At 50.6% G+C, this 17,572-nt stretch carries 16 protein-coding genes and 1 pseudogene; 9 read left to right on the top strand and 8 right to left on the bottom strand.

The annotated features are described in order from the left end of the window. Positions 1–236 precede the first annotated feature (236 nt). Together QHL1GM_RS11265 and QHL1GM_RS11260 are read left to right on the top strand one after the other, a co-directional pair. Positions 237–2,327 carry a sensor domain-containing diguanylate cyclase gene (locus QHL1GM_RS11265; protein WP_071694564.1) on the top strand — a complete coding sequence of 697 codons (2,091 nt, stop codon included), beginning with the start codon at positions 237–239 and terminating at the stop codon, positions 2,325–2,327. 167 nt (positions 2,328–2,494) lie between these two features. Next, a complete protein-coding gene (locus QHL1GM_RS11260) occupies positions 2,495–3,112 on the top strand; it encodes a biliverdin-producing heme oxygenase (protein ID WP_071694563.1) in 618 nt (205 codons plus the stop codon). A gap of 262 nt (positions 3,113–3,374) precedes the next feature. On the opposite strand, the gene QHL1GM_RS11255 is transcribed toward QHL1GM_RS11260, so the two are convergent. Next, entirely contained in the window at positions 3,375–3,704 is a 330-nt protein-coding gene (locus QHL1GM_RS11255) for a hypothetical protein (protein ID WP_071694562.1), read from the bottom strand. A 158-nt stretch (positions 3,705–3,862) separates the two neighbouring features. After that, the gene (locus tag QHL1GM_RS11250; protein ID WP_071694561.1) at positions 3,863–4,075 is read right to left on the bottom strand and encodes a helix-turn-helix transcriptional regulator; all 213 of its coding nucleotides are present in this window, start codon (positions 4,073–4,075) and stop codon (positions 3,863–3,865) included. 148 nt (positions 4,076–4,223) lie between these two features. Between QHL1GM_RS11250 and QHL1GM_RS11245 the strand changes: the two genes are divergently transcribed. The 4 genes from QHL1GM_RS11245 to QHL1GM_RS11230 are packed head-to-tail and all read left to right on the top strand — an operon-like array spanning position 4,224 to position 6,221. Then, a complete protein-coding gene (locus QHL1GM_RS11245; RefSeq protein WP_071694560.1) occupies positions 4,224–4,460 on the top strand; it encodes a hypothetical protein in 237 nt (78 codons plus the stop codon). Next, a complete protein-coding gene (locus QHL1GM_RS11240) occupies positions 4,453–5,616 on the top strand; it encodes a site-specific integrase (RefSeq protein WP_071694559.1) in 1,164 nt (387 codons plus the stop codon). Before QHL1GM_RS11245 ends, QHL1GM_RS11240 begins: the two co-directional genes overlap by 8 nt. Positions 5,617–5,625: 9 nt before the next feature. Next, positions 5,626–5,946: a hypothetical protein gene (locus tag QHL1GM_RS11235; protein WP_083571014.1), complete on the top strand. Its 321-nt coding sequence runs from the start codon at positions 5,626–5,628 to the stop codon at positions 5,944–5,946. Beyond that, complete coding sequence (locus QHL1GM_RS11230) at positions 5,937–6,221, top strand: hypothetical protein (protein ID WP_071694558.1); 285 nt, start codon at positions 5,937–5,939, stop codon at positions 6,219–6,221. The genes QHL1GM_RS11235 and QHL1GM_RS11230 overlap by 10 nt, the downstream gene beginning before the upstream one ends. A 67-nt stretch (positions 6,222–6,288) precedes the next feature. On the opposite strand, the gene QHL1GM_RS19350 is transcribed toward QHL1GM_RS11230, so the two are convergent. The 5 genes from QHL1GM_RS19350 to QHL1GM_RS19555 all read right to left on the bottom strand — a co-directional run bounded on the left by QHL1GM_RS19350 (position 6,289) and on the right by QHL1GM_RS19555 (position 13,596). Next, positions 6,289–8,445 (bottom strand): site-specific integrase, encoded by a 2,157-nt coding sequence (locus QHL1GM_RS19350; RefSeq protein ID WP_071694557.1) that lies wholly within the window; start codon positions 8,443–8,445, stop codon positions 6,289–6,291. Between the two features lie 116 nt (positions 8,446–8,561). Further along, positions 8,562–9,683 (bottom strand): hypothetical protein, encoded by a 1,122-nt coding sequence (locus tag QHL1GM_RS19345; RefSeq protein ID WP_071694556.1) that lies wholly within the window; start codon positions 9,681–9,683, stop codon positions 8,562–8,564. Beyond that, positions 9,680–12,064 (bottom strand): hypothetical protein, encoded by a 2,385-nt coding sequence (locus QHL1GM_RS11215; protein WP_071694555.1) that lies wholly within the window; start codon positions 12,062–12,064, stop codon positions 9,680–9,682. The genes QHL1GM_RS19345 and QHL1GM_RS11215 overlap by 4 nt, the downstream gene beginning before the upstream one ends. Positions 12,065–12,077: 13 nt before the next feature. Further along, positions 12,078–12,467 (bottom strand): hypothetical protein, encoded by a 390-nt coding sequence (locus QHL1GM_RS19210; RefSeq protein WP_139245613.1) that lies wholly within the window; start codon positions 12,465–12,467, stop codon positions 12,078–12,080. An 805-nt stretch (positions 12,468–13,272) separates the two neighbouring features. Continuing rightward, a complete protein-coding gene (locus QHL1GM_RS19555) occupies positions 13,273–13,596 on the bottom strand; it encodes a hypothetical protein (RefSeq protein ID WP_217648539.1) in 324 nt (107 codons plus the stop codon). 590 nt (positions 13,597–14,186) lie between these two features. On the opposite strand from QHL1GM_RS19555, the pseudogene QHL1GM_RS11205 reads away from it, so the two are divergent. Further along, positions 14,187–14,704, top strand: a pseudogene (locus QHL1GM_RS11205) (IS30 family transposase); the annotation flags it as partial. A gap of 128 nt (positions 14,705–14,832) precedes the next feature. Continuing rightward, positions 14,833–15,216 (top strand): histone-like nucleoid-structuring protein, MvaT/MvaU family, encoded by a 384-nt coding sequence (locus QHL1GM_RS11200; protein WP_071694554.1) that lies wholly within the window; start codon positions 14,833–14,835, stop codon positions 15,214–15,216. A gap of 372 nt (positions 15,217–15,588) precedes the next feature. Here the strand turns inward: QHL1GM_RS11200 and QHL1GM_RS19830 are convergent, their stop codons facing one another. Beyond that, on the bottom strand, positions 15,589–16,326 hold the full coding sequence (locus QHL1GM_RS19830) for a FadR/GntR family transcriptional regulator (protein ID WP_071694553.1): 738 nt from the start codon (positions 16,324–16,326) through the stop codon (positions 15,589–15,591). Between the two features lie 207 nt (positions 16,327–16,533). Here QHL1GM_RS19830 and QHL1GM_RS11190 point away from each other — a divergent pair, with 207 nt between their 5' ends. Next, on the top strand, positions 16,534–17,508 hold the full coding sequence (locus QHL1GM_RS11190) for a TRAP transporter substrate-binding protein (RefSeq protein WP_071694552.1): 975 nt from the start codon (positions 16,534–16,536) through the stop codon (positions 17,506–17,508). Positions 17,509–17,572: the final 64 nt, after the last annotated feature.

Genomic DNA, 17,572 nt, shown 5'->3' with positions numbered 1-17,572 from the left:
CATAATTATTTAGCAGAACTGAACCTGGTCAAGATTCTCTGAGGCAAGGTCAAAGTTGTCTGTGGGGTTGCTACGACGCCTCTCACAAAATAGCAGGACTCGGTTGTAGTGGTTCACTTGTTAAAGCTTGGCTAACCGAAACAGGTCAAGAGGAGACAATCTATGGTAAACATACGATGCCTCGCGACCGGTCGCCTCCCTGGCCAACCCCTAAACTCACTGACTGGAACTCGCGCATGTCCAACACTCATTACAGTGATGCCGAAATCGCCGACGCTCTTGAGGCTTGTGCGCGTGAGCCGGTGCATATCCCCGGTGCCATCCAGCCAATGGGTTGTCTGGTGAGCCTGGATGCTGACATGGGACGGATTCGTCAGGTCAGTGCGAATATCGAGGATTTCCTGGGTATCAGCGTGGCAGATGCCCTGGCCAGCGAGGCCCGGGATGTATTGGGCGACGAGTTGATGGATCTCCTGGACACTGAACGGGTGAAGAAGGACAACTCTGCCTCCGTTCTCACCGTCACCGCCCAGGGCGACGTGCAGGGCAAACAACGCCGCTACCATGTAGTGGCCTATCCCAGTGGTGACGCTTTCGTCATGGAGCTGGAATACCAGATGTGCCTAGATGGGCATCATCTGCTGGATAAAATGAACGACTGGCTGGTCGAAGTGGGACAGTTAGACGACATCGATACCCTTCTCGATACCCTAACGCGGCGGGTACAGGAGTGGACCGGGCACGAGCGGGTGATGGTCTACCGTTTCGACGAGGATTGGAACGGTCGCGTGGTCGCAGAGACCTGCCTACCCGTGGCGGAAAGCTTCCTCGATCACTACTTTCCGGCTAGTGACATTCCAAGTCAGGTGCGCCGACTCTACGATATTAACAGGGTGCGCAGTATCCCAGATGCCTTGGCACCAGCGGTTCCCTTGGTGCCGACCTGTGGCCCTGAAAAGGCGTCGCCACTGGACATGTCCCGAGGGGTGTTGCGCGCCGTCGCGCCCATTCATCAGGAATATCTCACCAACATGGGTGTCGGCGCCTCGCTGTCGATAGCCATGCACGAGGAGGGTAAACTCTGGGGCCTGCTGGCCTGTCACGGCCTGGAACCCAGGCCTCTGGAGGCCGACCTGCGTGATGCGCTGTGCGCTCTGGTTCAGATCGCCATGCAGCGGATGATGGTATTACGCACGCGAGCCGACACCCGCCTCCTTCATGGCATCCACGACAGCAACAAGATTCTATCCGATGAGAGGGGCCGCCTTCTCGGACCAGAAGGCCTGATCCAGGCGCACGGCACGCAATGGCTAGAGCTGCTGGATGCCAGTGGCATCGCCCTGGTTACTGGGAATGAGAGCAGTGGTCAGGGAACCCTACCGTCCGAGGAGAACCTGGTCGCCATGGCCGACTGGCTGAGTCGCCACCAGCATCACAAATCGTCCTGGCACACCCAGGCACTGGCCAAGACACCCCTGGCGCCCTGGCAGGAGGGCGATCTCTGCGGCCTACTCGCCGTGGCCTTGCCCACGGAGACAACCCACTGGTTGATGCTGTTTCGCCGCGAGCAGCGACACAGCAGGTGCTGGGCAGGTAAGCCCGAGGACACCCCCATGATTCGGAACGGGCAGCTGGTCATGACGCCGCGCCGCTCCTTTACCCAGTGGCGGGATGAAGTCAGGGGGCGCAGCCGCGCCTGGCGAACGATCGAATGCCGGGCCATCGGGGATCTCGCCAAGAACCTAGCCGTCCTGACCTCCAGCCACGAAATCTCCCAGCTAAATGAAAAGCTTCATCAGGCCAACCGCCAGCTCAAGCGTCTGGCCTACCATGATGGCCTAACCGACACTTGGAACCGTCGCCACATGGAACAGGCGTTCGACGCCGAGCTCAACGCCGCCGAACGTCACTACAGGCCCTTCGCCGTACTATTGTTCGACATTGACCACTTCAAGCGCTTCAACGATACCTTCGGTCACGATGCCGGCGATCAGGTACTGGTGACGCTATGCAGTGTCTTACAGAGTATCCTACGTTGCACCGACAAACTGGGCCGCTGGGGCGGCGAGGAGTTCCTGGTGCTGGCCAGGGACTGCAACCTGGAAGGGGGCTTGCGTCTCGCCGAACGTCTCAGGCAGAGCGCCGAGGCACTGGATCTGGGCAAACTGGGTGGCGTAACCATCAGCATTGGCGTGGCCGGTTGGCGACGCGGCGACAGCCGCAAGAGCCTGGTCATCCGGGCTGACCAGGCGATGTACCAAGCCAAGAAAAGGGGCCGCAACCAGGTGGAAGCAGAAATGGCGAGCATCATTTCGACTCCCACCTGATTCAGGATATGACAAATCCCATACAGCCATCGACGGCCCCAAACTTATCAGTATTTTCAAATTATCCAACTGATGGGCCCATTTCATTTTGACCATTAAGTTACATCGAAAGCGCCATATTCGCTCTGCTGCAGTTGCTTGTTTTTATGATCACGCCTGGAGGCGCTATGGGTTCAACAATATTGGAACAACTGCGAGAGCAAACCCGGCCAGCGCATCTGGCCCTGGAATCTCAGCCATTACTGCAACGGCTGTTGTCCACTCAGCTGACAGAGACAGATTACAGCCAGCTGCTGCAAGCCATGTTGGCGTTTTACCAATCCCTGGAGACGGAACTGGTTACCGCCACAGCGGCCCTTCTCGGGCGACATCCTGATCCGCATTATCGGTATCTACCTCGCGCTCCCTTACTGGCCAGAGATTGCCGGGCGCTGGGCTGTGATTATTCAGGCTTTATTCATACTCCAATAGAACTCCGGCTGAACGGCAGTGGAGCTTATCTTTTGGGGATACTCTATGTGATTGAGGGGTCAACCCAGGGCGGCCGGTTTATTGCCAGACACCTGGCTGACACTTTGGGTGTGGATGAGAATTCTGGCGCTAGCTTTTTCAATATTCACCAAATGAACAGCTCCTGGAAGGCTTTTCGTTGTTGGTTGAACAGGGATCTGGAGCGCCCTTACCAGAATGACATCAAAAGCGTTATTGAAGGCGCTAATATGACTTTTTCGGCTTTACATACCCACCTTGACCAGTGGCACTTCCCACCCCGTGTTTTTAGTTAAATACCACCCAAGCTATGTGCGCTGTATCATTTTTAACACTATTGCTGCATTCGCAAAATATTTAGATATCGAAAGTGATGCTTGTCTTATATCAAAGAATCACTGCTGAGCATTTATCGATGTGCAGTAGATTCATTGGCCACCTTAACCCCAACAAACAGTGGAAAGCTTTGAGCCTATATGACGAACCTCTAAAAGGCTGCTCAGGGTCGTCTGTTGTCGTACGCACTGGCCACCACGAAGGTTATGAAGCGAGTACCTATTACGCTTTATTGCCACCTGTATCTCGGAAGTAGTCATCGGTGGCCACAAGACCCAAGGTTGCATCCGTTTTCAGGGCATCAGCACAACCATCTTCGCAGAATAAGCTTTGCACGCGACGTTCCTGTTTAAAATAGGCCACGGTGCTGAAGAAACAGCTTTCGCACAGGTGCAGCTCATATCGTTCGCCATCATGTTGAGACCCGTAGCCCCAATGTGCTTGAAGTGTTGCGAATTCGAGCCCTCCGTCTGCTACTTGCGTAGAGGTTAGGCATACATCACAACGTACGTCGGTAACTGTATCGACTTCTACTTTTTCAGTCACTTTCATCTTGTTCTCTCTTGTCTGCTAATAGCTTCCGCATGCCTTGAACAATGCGTCAAACGGTGCTGCATGGAAACTGGTCAGAAACTAGGGGAATAGCTCGCCAGCAATGACATGAGGTGCAAAAGGCTGGGCTAGACGTTGCAACCTAGCTTTTGGAAGGATCAGTCATCACCGTTGGGTTGGTACTCAAATAAATCTCCTACCTGGCAATCAAAATACCGGCATAACGCTTCCACAGCTTCGAGCTCTATCCGGCTTGCTGTTTCGTGATAGAGCCGTGTGATGGTGCCCCGATTAATACCGGTATCACGGGCCACATCAACGATTTTCAGTTTTCTCTCCCCCATGATTTTAGATAGATGGCATTTGATCATAATGTCTCTCTGTAAATTTATTTGATCTGCTGTAGATCTAAAAGGCTTGCAAAAGACCTCTTTTGGTTTAATATGATCTCCAGAAGATCATTAAGTGCCTTGGAAAGTCTTAATGAGCTTCTGAGACCTTATCACGAGGAGAGGAAAAATGTCTTATTGCTATCTAACAACATCTGAACTTGCTGACCGCATCAAGTACGACGCACGCACTATTCGTGAACGCCTTAAGGACAACGTGTTGCTAGAGGGGATTCATTACATCCGACCGTTTGGCGGGCGCAAGATCCTTTATTTGTGGGAGCCGATCGAGCGGGATATGCAACTGCACTCTAAAGAGGAGAGTGTTGGCGTGCCTATGGCAGGAGGAGGTCTTTGCTATGGGTAAGATTCGAGTTCGAGAGAAAACTAATAAGCTCTTTTTTGATTTTCGGTATCTAGGTAAACGGTGCCGCGAACAAACGTCCCTAGATAACACGGCGGCTAACCGTAAGAAGTTAGAGCGAATCCTGGAGAAAATTGAAGCGGAGATTACGCTGGGCTCGTTTGATTATGGCCGCTACTTTCCAGATAGCCCGCGAGCACAGACCTTAAGCAAACGGGCGCTGACTGCCGTAGGGGGTTATCAAGCAACGCCATTACTGCATCAGTTTGCTGAAACGTGGTTTGCAGAAAAGGAAATCGAATGGCGCGAGTCACAGATCGTCACCGTGCAGGGATGTCTGGATCGACATATTTTGCCAGCGTTAGGGCATAAGGAAGTCGGCAGCATCACTCGTGCAGAAATTCTTGAGTTCCGGGCCTCACTCGCCAAAGTTAATACCCGGAGCGGCAAGAAACTCTCTGCCAGTCGCATTAACCACATCATGACGCCATTGCGCATGATGTTGAATGAAGCTGCCGACCGCTATGAGTTTAGCTCACCGTACCGCGGGATTAAATCGCTCAATGTGCCACGCACCGATGTGGAACCGTTTTCCCTTGATGAGGTACAGCGGATCATCAGTAATGTTCGCGACGACTTTCGTCAGTACTACACCGTGCGCTTCTTCACCGGCATGCGGACTGGCGAGATTGACGGTTTAACCTGGGAGCATGTGGATTTCTCACGACGTCAGATTCTAGTGCATCAAGCGGTGGTGAACGGCAAGGTTGTGCCCACTAAAAACGATGGGTCCTTTCGTGCGATTGATATGTCGCAGCCGGTCTTCGATGCCTTGAAAGCTCAGTTTGAAGTCACTGGGAAGACAGGTCTGGTCTTCACTACGCGTAAAGGCACCGCGCTATCGCATCATAACGTCACTAAGCGCGTTTGGTACCCGTTGTTGGAAGAGCTTAGTTTGAATAAACGTCGGCCTTATCAGACACGTCATACCGCGGCGACATTGTGGTTGGCGGCAGGCGAGAGCCCCGAGTGGATTGCACGCCAGATGGGCCATACCACAACGGAAATGCTTTTCCGTGTTTACTCACGCTTTGTGCCCAACCTAACGCGCCAAGACGGCTCTGCGTTTGAGCGCATGCTTAACCAGAAACGCGCTTAGGAGAAGACGATGAAACAGCTCAATACTCTAAAATTGAACCGCGACGATATCGAACACTCCCTGCGCGTTACGGCAGCTCGCCAATCTCAGCGACGACTAGAACGGCGTTTGGCGGAGTCCTTGGCCGCCGCTACCAGCTTAGCTTCTGGCTGCGCGCTCGTGATGTGGCTTGGTGATGGACAAGAGAACAGCAACCTTGATGCGCTAACGACCTGGGTAGGGCGCACCCTTCAACAACTTGGCCTTGACGCTAATCGCCAAGCGATCCCGCGTCTTCTCGCGGAATTAGAGCGCAAGCTTTGGGCCTGGGAGGATCAAGCATGGCAGTAACACAGTCAGTGTTGTCGAATAAAGCTGGGCGTGAGTTTGAGGGCGCGCTATATGTGGCCGGTGTTGAAGGCCCCGAGTGGTTAATGCAGCATCGGGTCTGGTTGCTCTACTTGATTGGCCCCAATGGTAACTATCGCTTCTATCTCACCGACCGCCACTTAACGGGGCAGGGCGTGCCTAAAATGGGCCAACATGTTCAGGTGACGACCAAGTGGGCGCAATTTGTTAGCCAGAAGCTTTGTTTTATTAACGCGTACGAGGTGCTGAACGGCTAGGCTAATATCGTTGCTTAATAGCCTACTTATCCCCACCCCATCTAATCTAAGCGGTGGGGATAAGTTTTTAAGCGTCATCGCTAGGCAGGGCACTTTGATTCCCGACGGTTTCCTTACCGCCGTTGGTTAATGATGATGTCACTGACTGTTGCTCGTCGTCTCCTAAACCCAATACCAGCATCGTCATAAAGGTAGCGAAGCGTACGGCTTCCCATAAGGGTTGATGACGGTCTTGGTAATGCCCTCGTGTGATTTTGAGATTGGCATTCCCATGCCAGTGACGTGTCCGGCCAGAAGGAGAGGGCGTTGGAATCAACTCAATGCGATTGTGGGGAATGTCGGTCGCATTGGACCAGTAGCGTTTGATACTCTTTTCTTTGGCCGCCACCTCGGCTTCGACCACGAGGTAAACATGCTTAAAACAACGCAGCGGTCGCAATAGTTCGCGGACACTATTAATGGCATCAGCATTGGGAAGCTCGATCTGCCCGGTGCTACGCTGCATATGATTGCGTAACGTCATTAGGCTTTCTTCCGCGATATCGGGCTGTGACTGATGCCAGTCGAGCAGGCGGTGAAAAAACTGTCCGGTCTCTCTCAATACCGGCGGCTTAATAGGTGGTGCCATGCAGCGTTGAAGTTCTGGCATATAGATACGTTGCGATGCCACGTGCCGAGAACGGTCATTGCGGTTGTCTTCGCGACTAAACAGTTGATTGGTTCTTCGCGTTTTACGTTGCATTAATGCTTCGCCATGCTCCAACCAAAGAGAAAGCTGACCTGGGTCGAGTACGAATCGGCTGGCTGTCCGGTGGATAGCGTCGCCAAACGGTATGCCGTGCATCTCTTGTTGTTCGACAAGCCGCAGGCTTTGATAAATCGTCGTGGCTTCGGGCCAGTCGAATGAGGCTTCCAAGGGGTTATCGAGCGGATTCTCGGTGGGCGGTTGATAGGGTTGCCATTCTTGCTCCAGAGGGTCATCTGCCAGATATGGCTGCCACTCATCCTGCATATATTGCAATAGCACGCCGGCTTGCGTCTGTCCTTTGAGCCCGCGACGGTTACGCCAACTGCTCAACGCTGTTTTAGTCGGAAAATTAAGTAGTGCGAATTGTTGATCGATATTGAGGGTGGGGTTAAAACGTTCACGCAAGGCTTGCCCAAGTATCCAGTCGAGAGAGTGGGTGTACGAGCTAAGCGTCTCATCGGGGCTTGCATGGCCCGCCCAAAGTGCGAGTTGCCAAAGCCGTTTCCGAGAGGGCATGTCTTGAGGCGCAAGACCGGCTAAGGCCGAAATATCGGCATCGGTGTTCGGTATCGCTATATTGCGATGATCATCCAGTACCCATGCGCGTGGTAGGAGTTCTCCATTAACTTGCTCCAATAGACGCAATAAAGTGAACGTCACGAAACTATGCCGCAAGTGATGGTAGCGCAGGGTATTGTCGCCACTGACCGTTTTTAAAGCAGTTTGTATCGGTTTAAAAAGTGCCTTATCTTCCAGCAGCAGTCGACCATTGCCGCTGCGACAGAATAGCAGTTGTTTAGTTACCTGTTGGGTGGTGATTTCCCCTTGGCGACGTTTAACCCAGTGGATGAGCTCTTTTCGCTCTTCTGGCATCAATAACCACAGTGGCAAACGTCGTGTCGCCGAGTAGCTTTTGCCTTTTCGGTACTCATTGGATCGAATGATGACCTCACCCTCGAAAGCATCGTCATCAAATAGGTAGGCGATATCCTTTATCTGCAGCCCGGCGCATTCGCTACGGCGGATTCCGAGACGGTAACCAAGAATAAGCGCAAGTTTTTGCATGGTGCGAAAGCGTTCGGGCTGCTGTGAGGCGTCAATCAGTGCCAAAGCACGTCGAAATTCAGCTGGCGTGACGATGTTAACGTCGACACGCTGTTTTTCAGCAGTGGCACTCTCCAGATCGATATGGGGAATTGCGAGGGTATCAACGAGGAAATGATGAAAATCATGAAGACGATTTCGCATTTTTGCTCTGGAGGCGGGGGTTTTGGCACTGTTTAGCACGTTTTCATACAGCGCTTCCCACTCATCAGCACTGGCCGCTTGAACATCACCAAAGACTTGGCTGTGCGCTACTAGCGGGCGTGCAATGGTCGATAAATATCTTTCTGCAGTGCTTGCGACAAGTTTGGATTTAACCCGGCCACCTTTTTGCATCAGTTTTTTACACCAGTTGGCGAGCATCGTCACCATGACACCGTTACTATTTGAAACAGCAAGAAATGAGTTGATATTGTCGATTGCTTCACGCCTGCCCGTTTGTCCTACCAGCGAAGCTGAAAAGCATTTCTGCAACTGACGAAGCTGCTTTAGCTGGTCGGAAGGGGTAGTGCTGGCCTGGTGAGTGGTTTGGAAGTCGAGGTAGACGTCTTCGTCGTTGGTGTCGATTGGAGGGGGGGGGGGGCTATTAACACATTGTGGTTAAGCAGGCGCTGCCATGAGGACGGGCGTAACGAGAGCGAAGCGTCGGCTTTGCTTGCGTAATGAGTCAGTAACGGTGGCATATCGAGAGCCGACGCTGTTTTTGCCATCGTCAGCAGAGCTGACATATTTACTGGCGGTGTTTCGACAGCGATGTGTTTGATATAAAACATCAGGCACTGCTCGACAGGCACTATACTTTTGGAAGCGGTTCTTGGCCATGCGTTGCCTATATTCTGGTAGGTGTTTAGGAGTAGCAACTGGCTCATCGGACTCAAACATAATCGCCGGTAATGAGATCGCAGCTCTTTCTCAATTGGAGTCTCAGAGGGTGGTTCCGGAGGCGGGTTATCATCAGATGCTTCGCCTTCTTCCTTTTCTTCCTCGGCTGAATTAGGCGACTGAATACAGTCCGCTAATGTGATAAACCCTGTGCCGGGAGCAAAGGAAAAGCCTTGCTCAAACGCTTGAGGCATCTGTTCCAGGTGGCGCTTATTCAGCAGAGCACCTTCACGGATCAACTGAAACAACCATCGTCCCACCATCCATTTACTCAGCGCATTGCCGCTAAGATTTTCCACACTAGACATTGCGTCATGTTTTTCTACGAGGGCATCCCAACGATGCAGGTCTGAGAACGAAGAGGTAGTGACCGTTGGAGGCTTACGGACGTCAGTGACCAATGGACTCGGAATCGTCACACGCCATTTCAGTTTTTCATGGCCATTTTCCAAGCCTCTCACTAAAAAATTGTGCGTTTTGCGCAGTGCCTTGGGCGGCGTGTTCTGGTGCAGGGCTTCAAACACCGCCGTGGTATCTGTGTCTGAAAAAGAAAGGTTCGGTTTGCCTTCAATGACACCCGGCACCTTTTGTTCCAATGTTTCGAGAATGCCCATCAGAAATTGATACCGCTCACGATCGCGCTGATAGCGGCGTTTTTCTTGGCCGTCGGTTGCCTTTTTTTGGGGTCGAAGCAGTCGCCATCCTGACCAGAGAGTTTTGTCGCTCACAGCGCCGCTCCTTTCAATGCCTTCCAGCCTTGTTGCACCATCAAGGGCTGTATAACTGAAGCGATAAGGTGCTGATATTCACGTGGGCAAAACGTCGAGTAGCTGGCCCAAGGCTCTTGTCCTGAGTCCCAATGACCCATAAAGGCATCGACAACCTCCGACGATAAGTCACTCTCTTTTAACCGCGTATGCAAATAATGCCGGTTGATATTTAAAGGCGGGGAGTCGATCCACCGCAACTGGTCATGTAGCCGAGTCGGGGTGACTTCTTTTGGATTGCCGTAGTAATCCAAGAACATGAACGGCGTTTCCCACTGGTGTTCTAGAAAAAACGTTAAGCGCCCAAGTAGACCTTGGCGATGGCGTTGATAGTGCTGTAGTTGCTCAACCATAAGGCGCGTCAGCGGCAAAAAACGCGCATGACTTTGTTGATCATCGGTTTTGTCCGCAATGACGATCATGCGCCGCGATAGCGAAATATTGTTCCAGCTCGGCAGTGGGTCACGAACGCTTCGATAACCGGTCGAAAACATCAGCATGGCCACGGTATATGCCACATAAGCATTGTGCATGCGGAACAGTGCGGCCGGCCTCGCCTCCTTTTTAGCTGCCTTAATCTGCTGTCGCATATTAGTGACGAGGTCGTTTACGTATGCTGTTCTGGGTACTAGGTTAGACCCCACATAGTTGGCTGCATCAGAGTGGAGGGTAGCGCATGCGATAGCATGAGAGGGCTCAGCTTCAGATGGCTGAGAGCTGGTAGAACATTGCCGCGCAATGGTCGCCATGGCTCGGGTGTATTGCTGTTCCAGGCGCTGTATGCGCGGTGCATAGTAATAAAGAGATGCTTGCTGACCGAATGAGGGCACTCGCGCTGTTATGAAGCACGCCGCCGTTAAATCTGCATCACCCCGGTTGAGCGTATTAAAAAGGTGGGTACCCAAGCGATGGGCGGTTAACCGCGACCCAGTTTTACGATTAGTGTCAGAGAGCAGTGCTTTCAACTCATTTTTCAGCTCTTCCCGATAGTTTTTTGGAAACAGTGGCACAGAGCGTTTATTAACTGTTGAAGCAATGTGGTGTATTTTTAGTTTCATGAGTCGCCAACACATTGGCGGGGCGGGCAGCGCTAGACGATTTTGTGTGATGCGCATGTGAGCGGGCCAATCTCCTGTCAACTGGCGACTATTTTCTGGTCGATAAATCCCTGATACCCAATACGCTACCTCACTGGGTAGAACATAAATTGCCTGGTCTGTAATGACCTTTGGGATCCACTCAAAGTGTTTGATTACCTGCGTGTCCAGTACACTGTCTAGGCTACGACCTGTCATTAATAGCAGCCCGACCACACACTTAAGCCATTGACGTAGAGGGGGGGTCCTTTGCTCCAATTGCTGCATTAACTGATGAAGGTCAAATGCACTTAACTGCTCCCAGCGCCCTGGTAGCAGTTGAGCGGCTTTATCTTGAAATATTTGCTGGCTGCGTGCGCGAAATACGGCCTGTAAAGAGCTATCACCCTCCGCCGCTTTGATAGGGGCGTCATTCTGGGTCAGCTCAGCGGCCGGACTTTCTTCCACGATAGATAACCCGGAGGTACGCAGTGTGTCTTTCGTTTTTTCGTCTATATCGGGTGGTAGGGTGATAGCTGAAATGGCTGTCTCGTTCCAGCTTTCATCAGGATCATCATCGAAGCGACGCTTGCGTTGTGTCGATTCATCAGAGCCTGTTTCCTGATAGCCTTGGCGTGGTTGACGGCTATTAAGCGCATAGGCAAGGAAACGTCCTAACTCCTTGATATAGCTTTCTTGCTGTTTTTTTTCTCCGTCTGCTTGGTACCTATCACACCATTTAAGCAGTTGCTCTGTCGGCCGATCGAAAGGGGTCAGTAATTCCAGCCACTCAGCATCAATACGCCTTGCGACTTTGCAAGCAGCCTCTAGGTTTTTGAGGTAAGTCGTCTGCGTGAGGCGTTTTTTACGCTGCTCAGTAAAACCTTGGTTGGCTTCAAGGTCTTGTATGTCGTTGCGCCAGTGAAGTGCCGCATTGATGATGTGCGCCAGTAAATGCAGACGATCATTAAGCCCTGCTATATCGCTTTGCGTTTTAGCCAGTTTATATAAAGCGCCATGGATGGGGTGAGTGCCGTGGATGCCTTTCTCTTTCTGGTTCGGCAATGACTTCAGTACTAACTGTTCACTCGTTATGGCTTCTGCTAGTCCAGAAAGTGCCGGTGATTCCCATGCGTCGTCTTCAATGCTGGCCAATTTTTCAATGGTGTGTACCAGTACAGGCTGAATCGTCTCGATAGCAAAGTAGCCATCGCGGGGTTGAAGGACATCCTCAAGAAGAGCGGTGAGTTGTGCATTACCTTCCATAAATTTAAAGTCCTTAAACGACCCGTCGATTGATGTTAAGGGCCTCACAGAAAGAAGTCTTACTGTTAAAATTTTCAGACAGGCTTATTAACGCTTGGGGGTCAGAAGAGGCTAAGCATTCCCATAACGACATGATGTAGGGAGAGAGATCTTTTGGAGAAAGCGCATGGCACGTTTCTGCGGAAAGTGCTAAAGAAAGTGCTAAGGCCTCTGTATTCTTACTGAGCGGTGCTTCAACTAAAGTGACTCGAATTTTTTCACTTCCAGAGAGGCAGCGTTGGGCAAGATATAAAGGGAACAGGTTGGCAATGCATACGAGAGGAGTGCCGTCCTTACCCATTTTATTCTCATAAACGACCGGAGGGTGCTGAAGTATATAGATTTTTATGGCCTCTTGAGACATGCATTGCACATCCCGTAAGAGCGATGAACGAGCTAGAAATACGCGAAGCACAGGGGCAGATAAATGATGGCTGATTTTAATACGAGATAGTGAAACCCTTCTTGATCCTCGATCATTTAGCATTAAAACACCTGTTTGATATTTGGGGTAAGCCTTGCCTGCAAGATAGCCGACTGACTATGAAGTGTATTTAATCCACCCTTTTATCACGTTTTCTTATAACCGTAACCCCTGGACTAAGAAATCATGGAAAGCTTTAAAGTGAGAAGGGCCGCTTTAGTGATCATGTTAAATATGTAGAAATTTGAATGATATTTATTAGCGTTATTTAAATAAAAATGTTGCCAATTTGAATTATTTTTATATAAACCGCTTCTACTCAACAAGATCGGTAGAATGGCTAGGGGCTACTGCTTCAAGTTATCAGCATTTCCAATGGCGGAATCCAACATGCTTCGAGCGATGAGCTCACGAGCATAGCTGGATGACTGAAGCCCTGGGACACCGCCTATTTAGCTACATTGATAATGCATGTAGTTACAGGTCAAGAGTGGCAGCAGGAAAAAAGGAAAGGTATCGGAGGAACAAACTGACAGCCTGGGTAATCACCCATACGAGCCACAACGTCGCATGCAGCTTATCAGTAAAACTCTTGAGCGGGAGTAGAAGCGTTTGTACACATTGCTGGTAATGGCGGATGCATTAGTGCTTTTAAATCAGTTGTCACAGCACTCAATGCGGAAGAGTGGTTGTCTTCTGACGCTTAAAAAACAGCATATGGCTGCAACAATGAGCGATAGCCTGGTTAGGCATATCCGCCTTGACGAATGTGAGCGATATAAGCCGTAACCTCGTCAGCTTTTCCCCGAGCTATCAGTTGCTCGGCTGTTAGTCCACCGAGGGCAGCAATGGGGTATGTTTGATACCACGCCCAGGCGGCTGCCCGGGAGCCTGCCCAAGGCTCGATTTGGGTCAATATAGCTTGAATCAACATTTCTCGATCATGCCTTTCATTTTGTCGATCGCGGTATCTGGCCCAAACAATGCCGCCCCCAAACATAAGAAGAGCGGCAAAAAGAATGCCGAGAGGGAGGAGAGTAGCCAAGGCATCAGGTGATAGGGATGGCATGCATAGACTCCTCTTCGATGTTTAGGGCGAGCCTTATGATTAGACGAGGCACGAAACCTGGTGGCTCCCATTAAGACCGATAGGTCTCAGGTGATGTTCTCTAAGCTAGCGCTAGACGTGTTTCTTCGCCATTACCGAATGCTATGAGCGTATCATATCTGCCCATCGAATAGCCTCAGGTGGGGCTGACTGTGGTGGTTCAATAAAACCGGACACCTACGTAGGTGGTGATATTGTCACCCTAAGCGAGGTGTCTGGCACCAAGAAACGACGTGCTTTTTCGCCTGAATTTAAGCAGGAAACTGCTAGCCTAGTGCTGGCAAGGATATAGCTATTGTCCTTTCCCCCAAAGCTAACACCAAGAACTAAGTAAGATTTTCAACTCACATTGGTTAACGGAGATCTCACTTTGAACAAAACACGCTATACCGCAGAGCATTGGCGCTATTAAGGAGCATAAGGCAGGTGCGAAGGTGAACGTCCTGTGCCCACGCTGGGCATTTACAACGGCATCTTCTATAACTGATGCAGCAAATACGACGACCCTGAAGCCTGAGGAGTAATATTTACGCTCATTCGATGAATCCAGGATCAAAGACCGCCTGATGCCTGGCCATTGGGTTTAAAATCACCGGGAGGGAGGCCTCATCATTAGTGCCAACAACCGTTCTGCTGTCGGTACGTTGGTAAAGCGAACCACGCGTCTGGCGATCCAGGCGAAAGTGGATGGCACCAAAGCCATAGCAGCGGCTGTTGGCTTCTGCGACAAACTCAGTGAAGTGCCGCGCTCCCTGCGCATGTCCATGACCTATGACCAGGGCAAAGAGATGATGAAGCATGCCGAAACCACCCAGAAGATGGGTAAAGCGATCTCTTTGCCGACCCGCATAGCCCATGGCAGCGGGGTTGCAATGATAACACCAACGGGCTGTTGAGACAGTACCTGCCGAAGGGCACGAACCTGTCGGTCTTCAGCCAGGAAGAGCTCGTCGAAATCGCCGATTCACTCAATATACGTCAACGCAAGATGCTGGGCTGGCGCACGCCGCTGGAAGTATACGTCGAGGTGCTCAAGAAATCCGTCGCTGGTCCGAGCACTCTTGAATAGCTTTGCGCTTGGAGCTTGAGATCGCCGATATAGCCTCTGCTGATAAATACAGGTTCACTTCTAATTAGGCAGCGTATATTATAAGAAGTTAACTGCTTTAATTGAATCAGAATCATGTAGATAAAGACATGGAATCAGTGTTAAGTGATTACATCAAGAAAGAAAAGATGTTAAAGCAGCTTCAGGAAGAACTGAATGCGCTTGGAAATACTAGTGAGTTGAAGAAGGAACTTGAATTTAAAGAAAAGCTACAAGTACTCATGACAGAGCACGGCAAGCTAGCCCGTGACGTATGCGAAATGCTAGACCCATCATATCGCTTCACTTCAGTTAAGGGCGCTAAGGCTAGCATTGCAGACGGCCGTAAAAAACGTCCTTTAAAGGTTTATAAAAATCCAAATACTGGTCAGGTGGTTGAAACTCGCGGTGGCAACCATAAAGTCATTCAAGAGTGGAAGGCTAAATTTGGTAATGAAGAGGTTGTTGGTTGGGTCGTAGAAGAAACTGTATAATAGACGTCTGGTTTTTTATGATAATACGGTTAGCACAATAATACGCCACTTATGTTCCTCTCTGAGTTTACTCAGTGAGCGACTAATTATGTAAGAATTGTAAGGCAGGTTTGCAATGTTATTCCTTAGGTCAACAGACACATTGTTACGCTTATGTTTCTTTACCAGCTAAGGGCGATAATTTAGCTCTTTATGGTTGAGTGTGCAATTTAGCCTCGATATTGAGCCATAGTGTAGGCTTTTCGTCAAAGGACGCCTGAGCATTCTCAGGTACAAAAAACCGTGAAAGTCTAGACACCGTGCTAGCCGATATAGTGGATCTCGCTAACTAGACCTGTATGAGTGGTCCTCAGATCGCTAATTGAACCAACATTAGCTACGGCTGGGGTTCAATTTAGTCTTTGTAGTTCGATAAACGCTATCTAAGTGGGACAGCATGGCGCGCTCTGAGGCATCAGGGTCACCGCGCATGAGGGCATCAACGATGTGCTGGTGCTCTTGGTAGCTACGCTCTATAGCGCCTGGCTCCAGCATCACCTGGCGGCGGATGTTGAGTCCAAAGGCGTAAAGCTCTTCGGCATAGCGCAGTAGGATCTCATTGTTGGCGTACTCTGATATAAGTTTATGGAAGTTTTGGTCGGAGAGCTGAAAATGGACGGGGGCGTCGAATAGTTTTCCCTGCGCTTCAAGCAGTCGCTTCAGTCCGTCGATACCTTTAGCATCAATATTGATGGCGGCACGCCTAGCAATGGCGGCCTCTACCACTATACGACCCTCGAAAACACTGTCCACATCGAAGTGATTCATCTCAGGCATAGCGGCGTCAGAATGGGCAGAGCTGAATAGCGCCATAGCTTTATCGTCAGCGCAGATGCGCGTCTTGCTACCATGAGAGACGCTGATTAGGCCGTGGGCGGTGAGCTGGGAGAGCCCCCCGCGTACGGTCTCTCTGCTAACACCAAATAGCTGAGCCAGCTCACGCTCGCTGGGCAGTTCGTCTCCATCCCGTAACAGGCCAGTAAGAATCATGTCGGTCAGCTTGTCAGCCAAGATTTCTTTCTTGGTTCGGTTCTTAAGCGTTTTCTCGAAGGCGAATGCCGAGTTGTTCATGGCCACACTCCTATTACAACTGGTCTATATGCTAGACCAAGATTTCGACAAATACCATATGCTTCCTTAACTACTTTCGACAAAGGTATCAATTCTTTATTAATGGCTTGACGAAATGCCATAGCGGGTTTAGGTTTTGTCATTACTGGTCTGCTTGACCTACCAGCAGTCCAGAGAGCTACTATCAATTACAATAAGGAGCACATCATGCTTAAGAAACTACTGGGGCTTTCTGCCCTCGCGCTGGCTATTACTAGCACTCATGCACAGGCCGACAAGATTGTCTTTGCTATCGGTGGGTCACCAAATAGCCTGCAGGGGCAAACAGCTCAAGAATTCAGCAAACGCCTGCAGGAAAGTCTTGGCGACACTCATCAGGTGGAGTACTACCATAGTGGTCAACTAGGTGATGAGCGACAGCTCATTCAGAAATTGCGACTGGGCACCGTTGACTTGGCTGCTATCTCCTCAATCATGTCTTCCGTATCCCCCGAATTCGCCCTTTTCGATATGCCGTTTTTGGTCAAGGATCGTGAGCATCTTCAGCGTATAGATAAAGAAATCATTATGCAGGATCTGGCTGAGAGTGCTGATACTAGAGGACTGAACGTAATATCCACTTGGGAGAACGGCTTTCGCCATATCACTAATAATGAACGTCCCATCAATGTACCGTCTGACCTCGAAGGTCTGAAGATCCGCACCCCGCAGAGCGAGTGGCGCACGGTTATGTTTGACACTTGGGGTGCCAACCCAACCCCGATGGCATTTTCCGAAGTATTTGTTGGACTACAGACCGGTGTTGTCGATGGACAGGAAAACCCGCTCAGTAATATCAATGGAGCAAAATTTCAGGAAGTCCAGGACTATCTCTCTCTTTCCAATCACGTTTACTCACCGATCTGGCTAACCGCGGGTAAGGATGGCTGGCAGAAGCTGCCTGAAGACGTGCGTAACGCTATATCAGAAGTTGCCGCCGAAACCCAGGGCTGGGCATTGGCAAAAGGAGAAGAGCTTGACGGCTCTCTGCTCGAAGTTATGCGCGGCGAAGGTATAGAAGTCAATCGCGTCGATAGAAATGCATTCGTCGAAGCCAGCAACCCAGTCTATGAGCAATTTGCCGAGCAAGTAGAAGGTGGTCAAGAACTCGTCGACCGTGCCATGGCACTGGCCGAGGAATAAACCTAGCATGCCATTTTTTTGGGCGCCATCAAGGCGCCCTTCTTCGAAAAATTATAGGGGATCC

The organism is Halomonas sp. QHL1, from assembly GCF_001882345.1.
Lineage (GTDB): Bacteria > Pseudomonadota > Gammaproteobacteria > Pseudomonadales > Halomonadaceae > Vreelandella.
Note: the sequence above shows the minus strand (reverse complement) of the source record. Positions and strands in the feature narration are given on the sequence as shown.

What these genes read in the sequence shown, in the direction of transcription:
- QHL1GM_RS11200 (WP_071694554.1), top strand. Translation starts at nt 14,833, where the DNA reads ATGGAATCAGTGTTAAGTGATTACATCAAGAAAGAAAAGATGTTAAAG.
- QHL1GM_RS19210 (WP_139245613.1), bottom strand. Translation starts at nt 12,467, where the DNA reads ATGTCTCAAGAGGCCATAAAAATCTATATACTTCAGCACCCTCCGGTC.
- QHL1GM_RS11265 (WP_071694564.1), top strand. Translation starts at nt 237, where the DNA reads ATGTCCAACACTCATTACAGTGATGCCGAAATCGCCGACGCTCTTGAG.
- QHL1GM_RS11240 (WP_071694559.1), top strand. Translation starts at nt 4,453, where the DNA reads ATGGGTAAGATTCGAGTTCGAGAGAAAACTAATAAGCTCTTTTTTGAT.
- QHL1GM_RS19350 (WP_071694557.1), bottom strand. Translation starts at nt 8,445, where the DNA reads ATGGTGACGATGCTCGCCAACTGGTGTAAAAAACTGATGCAAAAAGGT.
- QHL1GM_RS11215 (WP_071694555.1), bottom strand. Translation starts at nt 12,064, where the DNA reads ATGGAAGGTAATGCACAACTCACCGCTCTTCTTGAGGATGTCCTTCAA.
- QHL1GM_RS19555 (WP_217648539.1), bottom strand. Translation starts at nt 13,596, where the DNA reads ATGCCATCCCTATCACCTGATGCCTTGGCTACTCTCCTCCCTCTCGGC.
- QHL1GM_RS11260 (WP_071694563.1), top strand. Translation starts at nt 2,495, where the DNA reads ATGGGTTCAACAATATTGGAACAACTGCGAGAGCAAACCCGGCCAGCG.
- QHL1GM_RS11255 (WP_071694562.1), bottom strand. Translation starts at nt 3,704, where the DNA reads ATGAAAGTGACTGAAAAAGTAGAAGTCGATACAGTTACCGACGTACGT.
- QHL1GM_RS11230 (WP_071694558.1), top strand. Translation starts at nt 5,937, where the DNA reads ATGGCAGTAACACAGTCAGTGTTGTCGAATAAAGCTGGGCGTGAGTTT.
- QHL1GM_RS19830 (WP_071694553.1), bottom strand. Translation starts at nt 16,326, where the DNA reads ATGAACAACTCGGCATTCGCCTTCGAGAAAACGCTTAAGAACCGAACC.
- QHL1GM_RS11250 (WP_071694561.1), bottom strand. Translation starts at nt 4,075, where the DNA reads ATGATCAAATGCCATCTATCTAAAATCATGGGGGAGAGAAAACTGAAA.
- QHL1GM_RS11235 (WP_083571014.1), top strand. Translation starts at nt 5,626, where the DNA reads ATGAAACAGCTCAATACTCTAAAATTGAACCGCGACGATATCGAACAC.
- QHL1GM_RS11190 (WP_071694552.1), top strand. Translation starts at nt 16,534, where the DNA reads ATGCTTAAGAAACTACTGGGGCTTTCTGCCCTCGCGCTGGCTATTACT.
- QHL1GM_RS11245 (WP_071694560.1), top strand. Translation starts at nt 4,224, where the DNA reads ATGTCTTATTGCTATCTAACAACATCTGAACTTGCTGACCGCATCAAG.